This is a genomic window from Azospirillum sp. TSH100, from assembly GCF_004923295.1.
Classification (GTDB): domain Bacteria; phylum Pseudomonadota; class Alphaproteobacteria; order Azospirillales; family Azospirillaceae; genus Azospirillum.
Genome location: NZ_CP039638.1, coordinates 176,415 through 191,603, shown reverse-complemented (window position 1 = coordinate 191,603; position 15,189 = coordinate 176,415). Strand labels below are relative to the sequence as shown.

The following is a 15,189-nucleotide window of genomic DNA, read 5'->3' as shown; positions in this document are numbered from 1 at the left end:
CCGGCCATGCTTCCCGCAAACCTCCTCCCCTCGGCATCCTCGCTCTCCGCCCTGTTCATCAAGCGGCCGGTCGGCACGTCGCTGCTGATGGTCGGGCTGATGATCCTGGGGGCGGTCGCCTACCGCTTCCTGCCGGTGGCGCCGCTGCCGCAGGTGGAATTCCCCACCATCATCGTCACCGCCTCGCTGCCCGGCGCCAGCCCGGAAACCATGGCGGCCTCCGTCGCCACCCCGCTGGAGCGCCGGCTCTCCCGCATCGCCGGCGTGTCGGAGATGACCTCCAACAGCAAGCTCGGCAGCACCACCGTCGTCGTGCAGTTCGACCTGAACCGCAATGTCGAGGCGGCGTCGCGCGACGTGCAGGCGGCCATCAACGCCGCCGGCGGCGACCTGCCGGCCGATCTGCCGAGCCCGCCCCGGATGCGGCGCATCAACCCGGCCGACGCGCCGGTGATGACGCTCGCCATGACCTCGACCACGCTGGCCCCCGCAGACCTCTACAACCTCGCCGACAGCATCATCGGCCAGCGGCTGAGCCAGATCGAGGGGGTGGCCCAGGTCACCATCAACGGGGCGGAGAAGACGGCGGTGCGCGTCCGCGTCAACGCCACCGCCGCCGCCAACATGGGCGTCAGCCTGGACTCGATCCGCACCGTCATCTCCCAGGCCAACGCCAACGGCGCCAAGGGCAGCTTCGACGGCACCCACGAATCCTGGTCCATCGGCGCCAGCGACCAGCTGTTCGGCGCCGACGCCTACCGCAAGCTGATCGTCACCGAGAAGAACGGCGCCACCATCCGGCTCGGCGACGTCGCCGAAGTAATCGAGGCGCCGGAGAACAGATACACCGCGGCTTGGCAGGACGGCCACCGCGCCATCCTGATCAACATCCAGAAGCAGCCGGGCTCCAACGTGGTCGACACCGTCGACCGCATCCGGGCGGAGCTGCCGACCTTGCGCGGCTGGATGCCGCCGGGGGTCACGCTTTCGGTGCGCACCGACCGCACCCCGACCATCCGCGCCTCCATCGACGACGTGCAGAAGACGCTGGCGGTCACCGTGGCGCTGGTGGTGATGGTGATGGCGCTGTTCCTGCGCCGGCTGTGGGCGACGGTGATCCCGGCGGCCTCGGTGCCGCTGTCGCTGGCCGGCACCTGCGGCGTGATGTGGATCGTCGGCTACAGCCTGGACAATTTCTCGCTGATGGCGCTGACCATCTCGGTCGGCTTCGTGGTCGACGACGCCATCGTCGTCATCGAGAACATCGTCCGCCACATCGAAAAGGGCGCCAAGCCCTTCGAGGCGGCGGTGAAGGGCGCGCGTCAGGTCGCCTTCACCGTGGTGTCGATCAGCCTGTCGCTGGTCGCCGTCTTCATCCCCATCCTGTTCATGGGCGGCATCCAGGGCCGGCTGTTCCGCGAATTCGCCGTGGTGCTGTCGGTCGCCATCGCCGTCTCGGCGGTGGTGTCGCTGACCCTGACCCCGATGATGTGCGCCCATCTGCTGGAGCCGGAGGCGGAGCGCGGCCCGCCCGGCCGGCTCGCCCGGGCGCTCGCCTGGATCGGCGACCGGCTGTTCGGGCTCTATGCCGGCGGGCTCGACTGGGTGCTGGCCCACCGCCGCACCATGCTGCTGGCGACCTTCGCGATCATCGGCGTCAGCGTCTGGCTCTACGGGCAGGTGCCGAAGGGCTTCGTACCACAGCAGGACACCGGCCTCCTGATCGGTTTCAGCGACCCGCCGCCGGACATCTCCTTCCGCGCCATGGTCTCGCGCCAGCAGGCCTTGCAGGACGCGGTGGCCGGCGACCCGGCGGTGGACAGCGTCGGCGGCACCATCGGCGGCGGCGGTCCGGGCGGCACCTATTCCGGCCAGATCGTCATCGGGCTGAAGCCGATGGCGGAGCGCGACGACCTCGCCACCGTCACCCAGCGGCTGCGCCAGCGCGCCGGCCGGGTGCCGGGGGTGCAGCTCTACCTGACGCCGGTGCAGGACATCCGCGTCGGCGGCTTCCAGGGGCGCAGCCAGTACCGCTACAGCCTTCAGGATTCCGACATCGGCGCCCTGAACGAGTGGGCACCCAAGCTGGTCGACAAGATGCGCACCCTGCCGGAGCTGGTCGACGTCGCCAACGACCGCCAGAATGGCGGCATCCAGGCCAACGTCATCGTCGACCGCGACGCCGCCACCCGCCTCGGCGTGTCGCTCAGCGCCCTGGAATCGACGCTCTACGACGCCTTCGGCCAGCGGCAGGTCTCGACCATGTATCTGGCGCAGAACCAGCACAAGGTGGTGCTGGAGGTCGAGCCGTCCGAAGCGCTCGGCCCCGACGACCTCAAGCGCATCTATGTTCCGGGCCGCGGCGGCATGGTGCCGTTGTCGGCGGTGTCGCGCGTCGTCATCGGCAACCAGGCGGCCAGCATCCAGCACCAGAGCGGCTTCCCGGTCGCCAACCTGACCTTCGACCTCGCCCCCGGCGTCTCGCTGTCCCAGGCGACCGAGCTGATCCAGCGCGCGGCCGAGGACATCGGCATGCCCGCCAGCATCCGCGCCGGCTTCCAGGGCGACGCGCGCGCCTTCCAACAATCCTCCTCCAGCCAGCCGCTGCTGATCCTGGCGGCGCTGATCACCATCTACATCGTGCTGGGGGTTCTGTACGAAAGCCTGATCCACCCGCTGACCATCCTGTCGACCCTGCCGTCCGCCGGTCTCGGCGCGCTGATCGCGCTGATCCTGACCGGCTACGACCTGTCGATCGTGGCCCTGATCGGCATCATCCTCTTGATCGGCATCGTCAAGAAGAACGCCATCATGATGATCGACTTCGCCCTGGAGGCGGAGCGGACCCGCGGCCTGTCGCCCCTGGAGGCGATCCGCGAGGCCGGCCTTGTCCGCTTCCGCCCGATCATGATGACGACGATGGCGGCGCTGCTGGGCGCGGTTCCCCTGGCCTTCGACTACGGCACCGGCGGCGAGCTCCGCCGCCCGCTCGGCATCGCCATCATCGGCGGCCTGCTGGTCAGCCAGATGCTGACGCTCTACACCACGCCGGTGGTCTATCTGACGCTCGAACGGCTGGCTCTGCGGCGCAACCGCCGCGCCGCCATCGCCGCCCCGGCGGAATAGGGGGCGAGGATGGGTGCGATGCTTCTATTCCACCTGACAAGATCCCCTCTCCCCAGGGGGGAGAGGGAGAATTCGCCGCGCTGGAACCCCCTCGCCCTCTTGGGCATAGTTCTCTCCCACGGCAGGAGCGGAGCCCCGGTGGCGGAGGACAGCGACGACGAACTGATGGGCCGCGTGGCCGGTGGCGACGCCGCCGCCTTCGACCGTCTGGCCGCCCGCCACATGCGCCGTGCCGTAGCACTGGCCCAGCGGATGACCGGCAACCCGTCGGACGCAGACGAGATCGCACAGGAGGCCTTCCTGCGGGTCTGGCAGCATGCCGGCCGCTGGGACGGGGCACGGGCCGCCTTCACCACCTGGCTCTACCGCATCGTCATGAACCTCGCCATCGATCGTGGCCGCCGCCCCGGATGGTCGCCGCTGGAGGAGGCCGGCGATCCGCCGGACGAGACCCCCGACCCGCTGACCCGTATCGCCGAGCGCCAGACCGCCGAGCGGGTCAACCGGGCGCTGGCCGCCTTGCCCGACCGCCAGCGCGCCGCCGTCGTGCTGTTCCACCAGGAAGGCCTCAGCCTGCGGCAGGCCGCCGAGATCCTGACCATGAGCGAAAGCGCCTTCGCCTCGCTGCTGACCCGTGCACGGGCCGCGCTGAAAGCGGCGCTCTCCGCCGATCCCGCGTGAGGGAGGATGCCATGACCGACGACGAGTTCCTCCGCCACCTGGACGATTACGGCGCCTCGCCGGAGCGCTGGCCGCCCGATCTGCGCGCGGATGCCGACACCGCACTCGCCCGCTCTCCCGCACTGCGCGCCGCACTGGAACAGGCGCAGTCGTTCGACCGGCTGCTGGCCAGTCCCGCCCCGGCGATAAACGACGCCCGCGTTGCCCGCCTGCTGACAACCGTCAGTTCCACCGTCCGCGGCAGGCCGCAGGACAGCGTGGTCATGCTCCTGCTCGGCCGGATGCCGCGACGGGCGGTGGCCGGTTTCTGCGTCGCCCTGCTGGCGCTGGGCTGGGTGACCGGGGACTGGTTCGCCGGCCATCTCGCTGGTCCCGCCGTCTTGCGGCAAGGCCAGGAACTGGCCCTTCTGAACGACGAGGTCGTCACCCTGTTCGACGGAGACAGCCGATGAGCGGTTTCGCCGCGCCCCGTCGCCCGCAGCAATCCCTGCTGGCCCGCCTCAGGCAACGGATGACCCTGCGTCGGCTGACGCTGATGTCGCTGGCGCTGAACCTGTTCCTGGCCGCCATCCTCGGCGCCATGCTGGTCGGCGCGACCGGCAAGCCATCGCCTCCGCCCTACCGGCCGATGCCCGACCGCTTCGTCGAGCATATGGCCGCCGGCCTGTCCGACGCCGACGCCACCCGTCTGCGCGCCATCTTCGAGCCGCTGCGCCCGCGCTACGACGCGCTGACCGAAGACTATCGCCAGGAGGGTCAGCGGGTGCGCAGCCTGCTCCAGGGCGAGCCTGTGGATTTCGAGTCCCTCAACGCCGCGATCGCCGCAGCCCGCGCCAAGCGCCGCCTGATCGGTGAACTGACGGAGCAGACCGTGCTGCTGGTGCTGCCCGATCTCTCGCCCGCCGGACGACTGCGGCTGGTCGGCGGCTGGGGAACCGCCGGCGCTCCCGATACGCCCAAAAAATAGGCAAACCCACTCATCCACAGGCCGGATTGGCCGGCCGGAACGGTGCGGATGATTCTGTTCGGAGATTGCGCACACATCTATCCACAGATTCTGTGGAGAAGAAAACCGGCAGAAATTTTATCCACACAAATTCACAAGTTATCATCCCCAAGTTTTATCGCCCGTCTTCCCGACGATCCTTGTATCCACCACCGATCCGGCATATCCAAATAACGTGGATCAGCAAGATTGGTGGGGGATCGTCATGATCGGAGATCCGTTTCATCCAAAGAAGGCGACGATCTCTTTGCGCATTGATCGTCGAATCAAAGATGTCGCCAAGAATTACGCACGCCAGCGGCAGACGCCTTTGGCCGAGGTCATGCGCGACCTCTTGGCCCGCTATGTCGCCGAATGCGCGCGGGAGAATGCCCAGGCCGCCCCGGACCTGTTGAAGGACCGGCCGGCGCAATATGTGGATTTCGCAAAGCTGGAAGGCCTGGTGGGCCAGCGGGAGTAGCCCCACCCGTCTTGAGCGGGCGGATCCGGCCCCATACATCGACGGTGGAACCGCTGCCAGGGGAAGGAGCTCCGCATGCCGCCCACCGCCCAAGCATCAGGTCAGTCATCCACAGGCGCCGACAGCCTTCACATTGCCTGCCCGCATTGCGACACGCTGAACCGCGTGCCCCCGGCCCGTCTGGGCGGCGGCAAATGCGGCCGCTGCGGCAAGGCCCTGTTTGACGGAAGGCCGGTGGCGCTCGACGCCCGCCGCTTCGCCGCCCATGCCGAGCATGGCGACCTGCCCCTGCTGATCGACTTCTGGGCCGATTGGTGCGGCCCCTGCCGCATGATGGCCCCCGTCTTCGCCCAGGCCGCCACCCGGCTCGAACCCCAGGTCCGCCTCGCCAAGATCGACACCGAGGCCTCCCCCGACCTCGCCGGCCGCTTCGGCATCCGCAGCATCCCGTCGCTGGTCCTTGTCCGGCATGGCCGCGAGATCGCCCGCACCGCCGGCGCGATGCCGCTGCCGGCGCTGGTGGCTTGGGTGCGGCAGACACTCCCCTCTCCCACCGGCTCACGCACAGGCTGAGTTGCGCGCGCAGCGGAGGAGAGGGGGGTGTCCTCCCCTCTCACATGTCCAGCACGAACCGGCTGTTCTTCACCGTCAGCGCTTCGAAATAGGGCCGCAGCGTCGCGTCGTCGAAGCCGAAGGCCTGCTGGAAGCGGATGATCAGGTCGCGCTCACCCTGCTCCGCCTCGCCGTCGGCCATGGCGCTGTCGATCATGTTCAGCAGGATGCACAACCGCTGCTGCTGGTTCAGCTTCGGCGTGACCTCGCCCAGGAAGCTGTCGGGCGGGGTGCTGCGCGCGTATTTGAAACAGCGGTCCAACTCCTCCCGCGTCGCCCCGCGGCCGAGGACGGAAATCAGATGGCCGACCTCCTCCGGGTCGATCTCGCCGTCCGATCCCATGCAGTAGATCAGCGACACCACGAGCGCGCGGCGCGGGTTCAGGTCCAGCGGCGCGCTGCCTTTGAACATATCGAACAGACCCATCGTTCGACCTCCCCAATGGTTCAGACGCCCGCCCATTTGGGCCCGTGGCGAAAGCCGTGCAAGATGGGGGGCGGCGCGATTTTTTCGGCGGACGGCGCAGCCGGTTCATGCGACGCAAGACCACAGGAATCACCGGGCTATTGGGACAAACCCCAAGCCCCCTCACGCTCGAATCCCGCATCGGCCCCACCGGATTCGTGATAGTTTGGCGGTGAAGCTTTAATCGGGCCACATCGCGCATCGGCACACAAAAGGGGGATTTGTGGGACGCTTGCTACGGGGCGCGCTGGTGGTGGTCGTCGTGCTGGCCGCATTGGCGGGCAACGCCGCCCACAGGGTCCATTACGATTACCAGGAAACCCAGCAGCGCCGCTTCACCCTGGTCCGGGACATGGCCCGGCTGGTCGACGACCATGTCCGCCGCACGGTGCGCACGGCCGACGTGGCGCTCGACCAGACCGCCGCCATGGTGGCGGAGGCCGGCGGTCCGCAGAAAATCCGCGACCTGAAGCATTGGACCCGCCTGCGCGAATATGCCGCCCAGGCCGAGGGTGCCGACGCCATCTGGATCTACGATGCCGACGGGCGGGCCGTGCTCGAATCGGCCAGCTTCCCCAACCGGATCGCCGGCTTCACCGACCAGGCAGGCCTGGAGGCTCTGCGCGGCGGGATGCGCCTTTACATCGGCGCGGCTCAGCCGGTCCGGACCGGTGCCCAGCCGCTCGTCTTCCCGGTCTCCCGCCCGCTGCACGACGATGAGGGACGCTTCGTCGGGGTGGTTTCCGTGTCGATCCGGGTGAACCACCTGACCGACCTCTACAGCATACCGGGGCTGGAGTTCGATCCGCTGATCGCGATCTACCGGCCGAACGGCGAGGTCGTCGCCCGCCGCCCGGAACCCGAAAGTTCGGCCGGCCGCTCGGCCGCCGCCGGGACGCTGTTCCAATCCAAGCTGGGCGAGGCGCCGGAGGGGCAGTTTCTGTCGCAGTCGCCGCTGGACGGCGTGTCGCGCTTCGCCGCCTACCGGACCGTCCGCGACTATGGGCTGGTGGTGCTGACCGGCATCGGACGGGACGAGGCGATGGCGGAATGGCGCACCCGCACCCTGCACACGGTGATGGAGACCGTCGTCGGGCTGCTGGCCATCCTGGCGATGCTGGCCTGGGGGCTGCGCTATCTCGACCGCGAGCGCGGGGCGCAGGTGGCGCTCGCCGAAGCACGGAACGCGGTGGAACGGACCAGCGCCGAACGCGACGAGAGCGCCCGGCTCGCCGCCGCGCTGGATCAGGCCCGCGACATGGCGGAAACCGCGCGTCAGGCGGCGGAGGCCGCCAACCGGGCCAAGAGCGAGTTTCTGGCCGGGTTGAGCCACGAGTTGCGCACGCCGCTGAACGCCGTCATCGGATTCGCCGACCTGATCGCCCGCGAGGCGGAGGGGCCGGTCGGCACCCCGTCCTACCGGCAATATGCAGCCAATGTCCGCGACAGCGGCCAGCATGTGCTGGAACTGATCAATGAAATCCTCGACCATGCGCGGGTCGAAGCCGGGGCGCTGGGCATCGAGGAGGGACGCTGCGACCTGGAAGCCGCCGCGGATTTCGCCGTGCGCATGCTGACCCCGCGGGCGGAGCGCGCCGGCGTGCTGCTGTCGGCGGTGGTGGCGCCCGCGGTGCGGGGCATCCGGGGCGACGACCGCCGCATCCGCCAGATCCTGCTGAATCTGATTGCCAACGGAGTGAAATACACGCCGTCGGGCGGATCGGTGACCCTGTCCGCCCTGCTGGAGGACGGCATGCCGGTGATCCGCGTCACCGACACCGGGCTGGGCATCCCCGCCGAGGATCTGGACCGCGTGCTGGAGCCTTTCGCCCGGGTGGAGCGTGCCGAGCACCGCGGGGTGGAGGGCGCCGGGCTTGGTCTGCCGCTGACCAAGCGGCTGGTCGAGCTGCATGGCGGCACGCTGGCGCTGCGCAGCACGCTGGACGTCGGTACCACGGTGACGGTGCGGCTGCCCGCCAGCCGCCTGCTGCCGGCGGAGTCCCCCGCGAGGCAGGAGGTGCTGCCGGTCCGGCCGGCCGCCTCCAATGCCGTCCCTCCGTCCATTCAGGCACAGCCCGCACCGGCCGCATCTGCGGCGGCGCCTTCCGGGCCATTGTCGATCCTGCTGGTCGACGACGATCCGACCGTGCGCGACATGGTGGCCGGGCTGCTGCGCGGCTGGGGACATCGGGTGATCGCCGCCGCCAACGCCAACGAGGCGCTTGTGGTGATGGACGGTCCGGAAAAGCTGGATCTGCTGCTCAGCGATGTCGTCATGCCGCCGGGCATGGACGGGACGGAGCTGGCGCGCCACGCCGCCCGCATGCGCCCCGGCCTGCCGGTTCTGCTGGCATCGGGCTTCGCCGCCCATGCCGTCGGCACGCCGGCCGGTTTCGGCCCCGACGTGGCGATGATCGCCAAGCCCTTCTCCATCGACGACCTGCGCCGGCAGCTCGCCCGCATCGCCGGCCGGCGGGCGGAAACGGCCGCACCGGCTGTCCCGGCACCGCCGGCAGCCACTCACGCCGTCCCCGCGCACCCTGTCCCCGCACAGGCCCCTCGTCCTTCCGGACCGCCGCGCCTGCTGATCGCCGAGGATCTGTCGATCAACCGCGAACTGCTGGCGGCGCTGTTCAAGGACAGCGGCTACCGCATCGATCTGGTGGCCGACGGCGCGGCGGCGGTGGAGGCGGTGGCGGCCGGCGACTACGACCTCGTGCTGATGGATGTGCACATGCCGGGGATGGACGGGCTGGAGGCAAGCCGCGCCATCCGCGCCATGCCGCCTCCGCGCGGCGATCTGCCGATCCTGGCGCTGACCGCCGGCTCGTCCGAGGATGAGCGGCGCGAGTGCCGCGATGCCGGAATGACCGGTCATATCGGCAAGCCCTATGATCGCGAGGTCCTGCTGCGTCAGGTCGCCCGCACGCTGGCCGCCGGGCGCAGCCGGACCGGCGTGGCTTAGGCGCCGGCAAGCCCGATCAGGGCTGCTCGAACACCCGCGGGAAATGGGCGAGACGCCGGCCGAACAGGCTTTGCGGCGGCGCCTCCGCGACTGCCGGTGCCGCCTGATTGGCCGGCAGCGGCGCCACGGGCAGCGGTGTCGACGAGAGCGCGCGCGCCGAGGTTGGGCGGGAGCGTCGTTCGGACTTGTCGGGCGGGGCGTAGAAATGCAGGGTCAGCTGGCCGTCGGCTTCCGCCGCATAGGGCAAGCCGGGGGCCGTCCGGCGCTCGGCGCCGGGAAGCACATACTGCTCACCTTGGTCGGTGCGTTCGATATGCGGCATGACCGGTATCCTGTCTCCACCGGACCGATCCTGCCGTTCCCGCCCTTGCGGGTCAAGGCCGCGCTGCGTCACGAAGGGGTTATCCGTTCGCCGCGTGTTCTCTTTGCGGCCTTTCCCCTCCCCGGCGGCCCCGGCGCGCGGTCCGGAACCCCCTTACGGGCGCAGGACGCCCGCCACCAGCAGGTAGGACAGCCACGCGACGATGCCGGAGGCGGGAATCGTCAGCACCCAGGCCCAGACGATTCGGCCCGCCAGCCCCCAGCGCACCGCCGAGGTTCGGCGGGCGGAGCCGACGCCGACGATGGCGCCGGTGATGGTGTGGGTGGTCGAAACCGGGATGCCCAGCCACGTCGCGCCGAACAGCGTGATGGCGCCCGCCGTCTCGGCGCAGAAGCCCTGGTAGGGCTTCAGGTCGGTGATGCGCGAGCCCATGGTGCGGACGATGCGCCAGCCGCCCATCATCGTGCCCAGCCCCATCGCCAGCTGGCAGGCGATGATGACCCAGAAGGGGACGTGGAATGTATCGCCCAGCATGCCCTGGCTGAACAGCAGGACGGCGATGATGCCCATCGTCTTCTGCGCGTCGTTGCCGCCATGGCCCAGGCTGTAGAGGGCCGCCGAGACCAGCTGCCAGTGCCGGAACTGGCGGTCGACGGTGAAGGGGGCCGCCCGCCGCAGCGCCCAGGACAGCACCAGCATCAGGAACAGGGCCAGCAGCAGGCCGATGCCGGGCGACAGCACGATGGCGACCGCGGTCTTGGTGAAGCCGCTGGCGATGATGGCGCCGAAGCCGGCCTTGGCGATGCCCGCCCCGGCGATGCCGCCGACCAGCGCGTGCGACGACGACGACGGCAGCCCGAGATACCAGGTGATCAGGTTCCAGCCGATGGCGCCGATCAGCGCCGCCAGGATCACCGCCGGGTCCATCACCAGCGGATCGACCAGCCCGGTGCCGATGGTGGTGGCGACATGCAGACCGAAGAACAGGAAGGCGATGAAGTTGAAGAAGGCCGCCCACAGGACGGCCAGCTTGGGCGACAGCACGCGGGTCGACACCACGGTGGCGATGGAGTTCGCCGCGTCGTGCAGGCCGTTGATGAAGTCGAAGGCGAGCGCCACCAGAATGATGACGGCGATCGCCGGCAGGCCGAGTTGCAGGGCCTCCATGACCGGAACCGCCTCAGACCTGATCGAGCGTGATGCCCGCGACGAGGTCGCCGACGTCGTCGCAGCGGTCGGTCACCGCCTCCAGCATCTCGTACAGCTCGCGCCGGCCGAGGAAGGCGATCATGTCCGGCTTCTCGGCGATCAGCGATTGCAGGGCGCCGCGCAGGATGTCGTCGGCCTCGTCCTCCAGGTCGGACAGCCGGCCGCAGAGATGCTCGATCCGCTCGGCATTGCGGGCGATGGCGCCCAGGAGCGGCATCAGCTCGACCAGCAGGTCGGCCTGCTGGCGGATCAGGACTACGAAACGGCGCATCGGCTCGTCGAACACCTCGACACCGTAAAGGCCGGCATGGCGCGGCACCTCGTCCATCAGGTCGATGGCGTCGTCCAGCGCGTTGATCAGCGACAGGATGTCCGAGCGGTCGAACGGCGTGATGAAGGCGCGGTGCAGGTCGCGTCCGGCATCCTTGGCGATGCGGTCGGCGTCCTTCTCCACCCGCTTCAGCGCCGCGATCTTCTGCGCACGCTCGTCCGGTCCGGCGTCCATCACCGCTTCCAGCGCGATGGATGCTGCCACGATGTGGCGGGCCTGCTCGACGAACTGGTCGACGAAGCGTTCCTCCTTCGGCATCAGCGAACGGAATGCGCGCAGCAGCATGGGACGGTGACTCGCGTAAACGGGAATGGTTTGGCGCTGCTCTTAGCACGCTTCGCGGTGCGGTGCAGCGGCGGCATGTCATGTAAAGGTCATGAAACAGTCATTTGGTAGCAAAATCGCCACAGGTCGCGGCACAATGCCGCTTTTCCCCGGCAAACCTGTTTGGGAAACCAATTGAGCCCACACCATGGAAAGCGGCCGCCAGCCTTCCCAAATCTCCGGAAAGCCCCTCCCCGACAACAGGGTTCCTCCATGACGTGCCCACCCGCCGCTTTCCGCCGCTTGGCTACGCCGGCGCTTGCCGCCCTGCTGCTGAGCGCCGCCCCGCTGCATGCCCAGACGACTCCGCCCGATGACCCGGCGAACCGGTGCAGCCCAACCGTTTCAGCCGCGCTCGGCGCCTGGGACACCGGTGTCGCGGCGGCGGAGCGCTTCGGCGACAAGGCCGCGGCGGTGGCGCGTGAAAAAGGGCGGGAGTATCTGCTGCCGCTGCTGGGCATCGACCCGAAGACGGTGCCACCCGACGCCAAGGGCGGCGGCACGACCGACGACGTCGGCCGCGCTCTGGAGGAAAGCCGCAACGATCCCAAGCGCCGTGCCGCGCTGTGCGCCGCCATCACCCGCGCGGCGGACGAGGCGAAGAACTCGGCCGGCGCCGGGCTGGACGCGCTGAAGCGGGCACTGGACAACTGGCAGCTGACGCCGCCAGCCGCGCCGGCCCCGGCGCCCAAGGCGACGCCGGAACCGACGAAGCAGGACGGGCTGATCAAGACCTGATCTGGATCAGATCCGCCGAAGCGGACGCCGGGCGCTCCACACCCCGGCCAGGAAGGGCAGCGCCAGCAGGACCTGCAAGGCTGCCCAGCCCAGCGCCTCCCAGTTCGGCCGGGTCCACTCGACCTCGTGCAGCGCCTCCAGGAAGGGCAGCTGGCCGTAGATCAGCGATTCGAGCGGCACGAAGCCCTCGGCCACCACGGTCAGCAGCGCCGCCAGCAGCAGCCCGAAGCCGAGCACCGACTCGACCGGCAGGCGGCGGACGGCACCGCACAGGCCGCGCGGCTCGCCGCCGGCGACGGGGACCGCCGGACGGAACAGGCTGGCGATGCCGAGCGCGCCGCGCCTTTCCGTCCCCACCGGCCGGCGGGCATTGCGGATCAGCCCCAGCGCCGGCAGCGCCACCGCCGGGATCAGCAGATACGGGTTGGGGAAGTCGCGATAGCGGCCGTCGAAGACGATCAGCAGTGACCAGGCCAGCGCCGCGACACCCAGCGCGACGGCGCTCCACCGCCCCACCCGCTCGGTGCGGGTCAAAGCCGGGCGGGCGTGGCGCAGACCGACCAGCGGCTCGCTCGCCAGACCGCCGCTCGCCAGCGTGCGGTGGGCGGTCAGCAGCACCGTCAGCGCCAGCGCCGCGGTCAGCGCCAGCATGACCACCGCCAGCGTGGTGTCCTGCCAGTAATGCTTGCCATGCTCCGCCAGGAAGGCGGCGCGGACATAGAGGGTGGACAGCGCCTGCGCCAGCAGGATCAGCACGACCCAGCCGGTGCCCGGCACCCGGCGGCGCAGCAGCGACAGCCCGCCCACCAGCACCAGCGCCAGCCCGCTCGACGCCGCGAACAGCCAGGGCCACGCCACATTGCCGACGACCGGCCCGGCCAGCGAGAATTTCGGCGTGCGGTCGGCGTTGTACAGGCCCCAATGGCCGCCGACGGTGCCCTCCAGCTTGGCCTTCCATTCCTGATCGAAGGCCTCGATCACGTTGTAGTCGAAGCCCTCCTGCTCGGCCATGCGGACGAAGGCGTTGACGAACTTCGCCTTGTTGACCAGCCCCGGCACGGCGGCCCCGCGCGAGCGGCCCTGCGTCGGCCAGCCGGTCTCGCCGACCAGGATCGGCTTGCCGGGGAAGCGGTGGGCGATGGTGCGGTAGCTCTGACGGATGCGCTCGGTGGCGCCCTCGACGCCGGCCGGCACGTCCTCCCAATAGGGCAACAGGTGGATGGTCAGGTAATCGACGTGGGAGGATATCTGCGGGTATTTCAGCCACCATTCCCAGACGTCGGCATAGGACACCGGCTGCTTCACCGCCGCCTTGACGCGGTCGATGTAGCCGGCGACCTGCTCCGGCGTCAGCTCGCGGCGCAGCAGCACCTCGTTGCCGACGATGACGCGGGTGATGACATCGGGATAGCGGTTGGCGAGGTCGATCAGCGAGGCGATCTCCGCCTCGTTCTTGTCGGTACGCGACGACAGCCACGCCCCCATTGTGACCTGCATGCCATGCTTGCGCGCCAGTTCCGGCACCACCTGCAAGCCCTCCAGCGAGGTGTAGGTGCGGATGCCGGCCACCTGCGGCGCCAGTGCCGCCAAATCCTCCTCGATCTGGGCGGTGGAGGGCAGCACGCCGGTCAGCGGGCTCTGCCCGTCGCGGAAGGGCGCGAAGGACACGCTGCGCAGCTTGCCGCCCGGCGGCGGGTCGAGCGGCACCGGCAGGTTCGGCAGGGACCAGACGGCGAGATTGGCGAGGCCGGCGACGAGAAGCGCGGCAAGGATGAGGATCAGGCGCATGGGCGGGATGTCTACACCAAAGGCTTGACGGTTTGAACGGCGACCGTCGCACCAACAGGCCGGACGCCGATTTTATTCACGGATGCGGACAGAAAATGGGCGCGCCCCCAAAGGAGGCGCGCCCAGTCGGTCAAGGATTGAGTGACGTGCCTTCGTCACGGATCGGTAAACCGGCGGGAGGGGGAGTTTATTCCGTGGGAAATCGGATCCGCCCTCCCCTTGCCGCTCGCCTTACCGTTCGACGAAAGCCTTCTCGATGACAAAGCCGCCCGGCTCGCCGTTGGTGCCCATGACGAAGCCGCGCTTTTCCATCATCGCGGTGGTCTCGGCCAGCATCGCCGGGCTGCCGCAGATCATCACGCGGTCCTTCTCGGCGTCCAGTTCCGGCAGGCCGAGGTCGCTGTAGAGCTTGCCGGTCTCCATCAGGGTGGTCAGGCGGCCCTGGTTGCGGAAGGGCTCGCGCGTCACCGTCGGGTAATAGAGCAGCTTTTCTTTCACCTGCTCGCCGAAGAACTCGTTCTCCGGCAGGCTGTGGTGGATCAGGTCGTCATAGGCCAGCTCCGCCACGGTGCGGGTGCCGTGGGTCAGGATCACCCGGTCGAACTTCTCGTACATCTCCGGGTCCTTGATGATGCTGAGGAACGGCGCCAGGCCGGTGCCGGTGCTCAGCAGATACAGATTCCGCCCGGGAAGCAGGTTGTCGGTGATCAGCGTGCCGGTCGCCTTGCGGTTCACCAGCAGCGTGTCGCCTTCCTTCAGGTGCTGCAGCCGCGAGGTCAGCGGGCCGTCCTGCACCTTGATGCTGAAGAACTCCAGCGTCTCCTCGTAATGCGCGCTGACCAGGCTGTAGGCGCGCAGCAGGGGCCGGCCTTCGACCTCCAGCCCGATCATGGTGAACTGCCCCGGCAGGAAGCGGAAGGACGGATCGCGCGTGGTGGTGAAGCTGAACAGCGTGTCGGTCCAGTGGTGAACGGTCAGCACGCGCTCTTTGATCAAGTTGCTCATGGGGCGTTCCAAAACCTGTCGAGGCCAAGCTCTGTTGGCAATGTTCAATACAGAAGTCCGGGACGCTGCGTTCAGGTGGCCGGTGCGCAAACACGCATGCGGAGCTGCCGCGACGCAACGGCCGAAACCTATCAACAATCCCGACCGAAGGCCACG

14 protein-coding genes are annotated in these 15,189 nt (G+C 69.1%); 8 read left to right on the top strand and 6 right to left on the bottom strand.

Translation table 11 applies throughout. The annotated features are described in order from the left end of the window. The first annotated feature begins 6 nt into the window (after nucleotides 1–6). From E6C72_RS26275 to trxC, 6 genes are all read left to right on the top strand, one after another. Nucleotides 7–3,126 carry an efflux RND transporter permease subunit gene (locus E6C72_RS26275; protein WP_109443967.1) on the top strand — a complete coding sequence of 1,040 codons (3,120 nt, stop codon included), beginning with the start codon at nucleotides 7–9 and terminating at the stop codon, nucleotides 3,124–3,126. A gap of 138 nt (nucleotides 3,127–3,264) precedes the next feature. Then, nucleotides 3,265–3,807 carry an RNA polymerase sigma factor gene (locus E6C72_RS26270; RefSeq protein WP_247876051.1) on the top strand — a complete coding sequence of 181 codons (543 nt, stop codon included), beginning with the start codon at nucleotides 3,265–3,267 and terminating at the stop codon, nucleotides 3,805–3,807. A gap of 11 nt (nucleotides 3,808–3,818) precedes the next feature. Then, nucleotides 3,819–4,259, top strand: a complete 441-nt coding sequence (locus tag E6C72_RS26265) for a hypothetical protein (RefSeq protein ID WP_247876050.1) — start codon at nucleotides 3,819–3,821, stop codon at nucleotides 4,257–4,259. After that, complete coding sequence (locus E6C72_RS26260) at nucleotides 4,256–4,774, top strand: periplasmic heavy metal sensor (protein WP_109443964.1); 519 nt, start codon at nucleotides 4,256–4,258, stop codon at nucleotides 4,772–4,774. Before E6C72_RS26265 ends, E6C72_RS26260 begins: the two co-directional genes overlap by 4 nt. Before the next feature lie 244 nt (nucleotides 4,775–5,018). Beyond that, nucleotides 5,019–5,273 carry a hypothetical protein gene (locus tag E6C72_RS26255; protein WP_109443963.1) on the top strand — a complete coding sequence of 85 codons (255 nt, stop codon included), beginning with the start codon at nucleotides 5,019–5,021 and terminating at the stop codon, nucleotides 5,271–5,273. Nucleotides 5,274–5,348: 75 nt separating this feature from the next. Next, complete coding sequence (trxC, locus tag E6C72_RS26250) at nucleotides 5,349–5,846, top strand: thioredoxin TrxC (RefSeq protein ID WP_109443962.1); 498 nt, start codon at nucleotides 5,349–5,351, stop codon at nucleotides 5,844–5,846. A gap of 40 nt (nucleotides 5,847–5,886) precedes the next feature. Here trxC and E6C72_RS26245 read toward each other — a convergent pair whose 3' ends face one another. Further along, nucleotides 5,887–6,312, bottom strand: a complete 426-nt coding sequence (locus E6C72_RS26245; RefSeq protein ID WP_199228931.1) for a TerB family tellurite resistance protein — start codon at nucleotides 6,310–6,312, stop codon at nucleotides 5,887–5,889. Nucleotides 6,313–6,574: 262 nt separating this feature from the next. Between E6C72_RS26245 and E6C72_RS26240 the strand changes: the two genes are divergently transcribed. After that, nucleotides 6,575–9,316, top strand: a complete 2,742-nt coding sequence (locus E6C72_RS26240; protein ID WP_109443961.1) for a response regulator — start codon at nucleotides 6,575–6,577, stop codon at nucleotides 9,314–9,316. 16 nt (nucleotides 9,317–9,332) lie between these two features. Here the strand turns inward: E6C72_RS26240 and E6C72_RS26235 are convergent, their stop codons facing one another. From E6C72_RS26235 to E6C72_RS26225, 3 genes are all read right to left on the bottom strand, one after another. Beyond that, nucleotides 9,333–9,638: a hypothetical protein gene (locus E6C72_RS26235; protein WP_109443960.1), complete on the bottom strand. Its 306-nt coding sequence runs from the start codon at nucleotides 9,636–9,638 to the stop codon at nucleotides 9,333–9,335. Between the two features lie 153 nt (nucleotides 9,639–9,791). Further along, a complete protein-coding gene (locus E6C72_RS26230; protein ID WP_109443959.1) occupies nucleotides 9,792–10,805 on the bottom strand; it encodes an inorganic phosphate transporter in 1,014 nt (337 codons plus the stop codon). A 13-nt stretch (nucleotides 10,806–10,818) separates the two neighbouring features. Further along, nucleotides 10,819–11,463, bottom strand: a complete 645-nt coding sequence (locus tag E6C72_RS26225) for a DUF47 domain-containing protein (protein WP_109443958.1) — start codon at nucleotides 11,461–11,463, stop codon at nucleotides 10,819–10,821. A gap of 252 nt (nucleotides 11,464–11,715) precedes the next feature. Here E6C72_RS26225 and E6C72_RS26220 point away from each other — a divergent pair, with 252 nt between their 5' ends. Continuing rightward, entirely contained in the window at nucleotides 11,716–12,240 is a 525-nt protein-coding gene (locus E6C72_RS26220) for a hypothetical protein (RefSeq protein ID WP_109443957.1), read from the top strand. Between the two features lie 6 nt (nucleotides 12,241–12,246). On the opposite strand, the gene E6C72_RS26215 is transcribed toward E6C72_RS26220, so the two are convergent. Continuing rightward, complete coding sequence (locus E6C72_RS26215) at nucleotides 12,247–14,028, bottom strand: glycosyl hydrolase family 17 protein (RefSeq protein ID WP_109443956.1); 1,782 nt, start codon at nucleotides 14,026–14,028, stop codon at nucleotides 12,247–12,249. 231 nt (nucleotides 14,029–14,259) lie between these two features. Further along, a complete protein-coding gene (locus tag E6C72_RS26210) occupies nucleotides 14,260–15,033 on the bottom strand; it encodes a ferredoxin--NADP reductase (protein WP_109443955.1) in 774 nt (257 codons plus the stop codon). Nucleotides 15,034–15,189 lie beyond the last annotated feature (156 nt).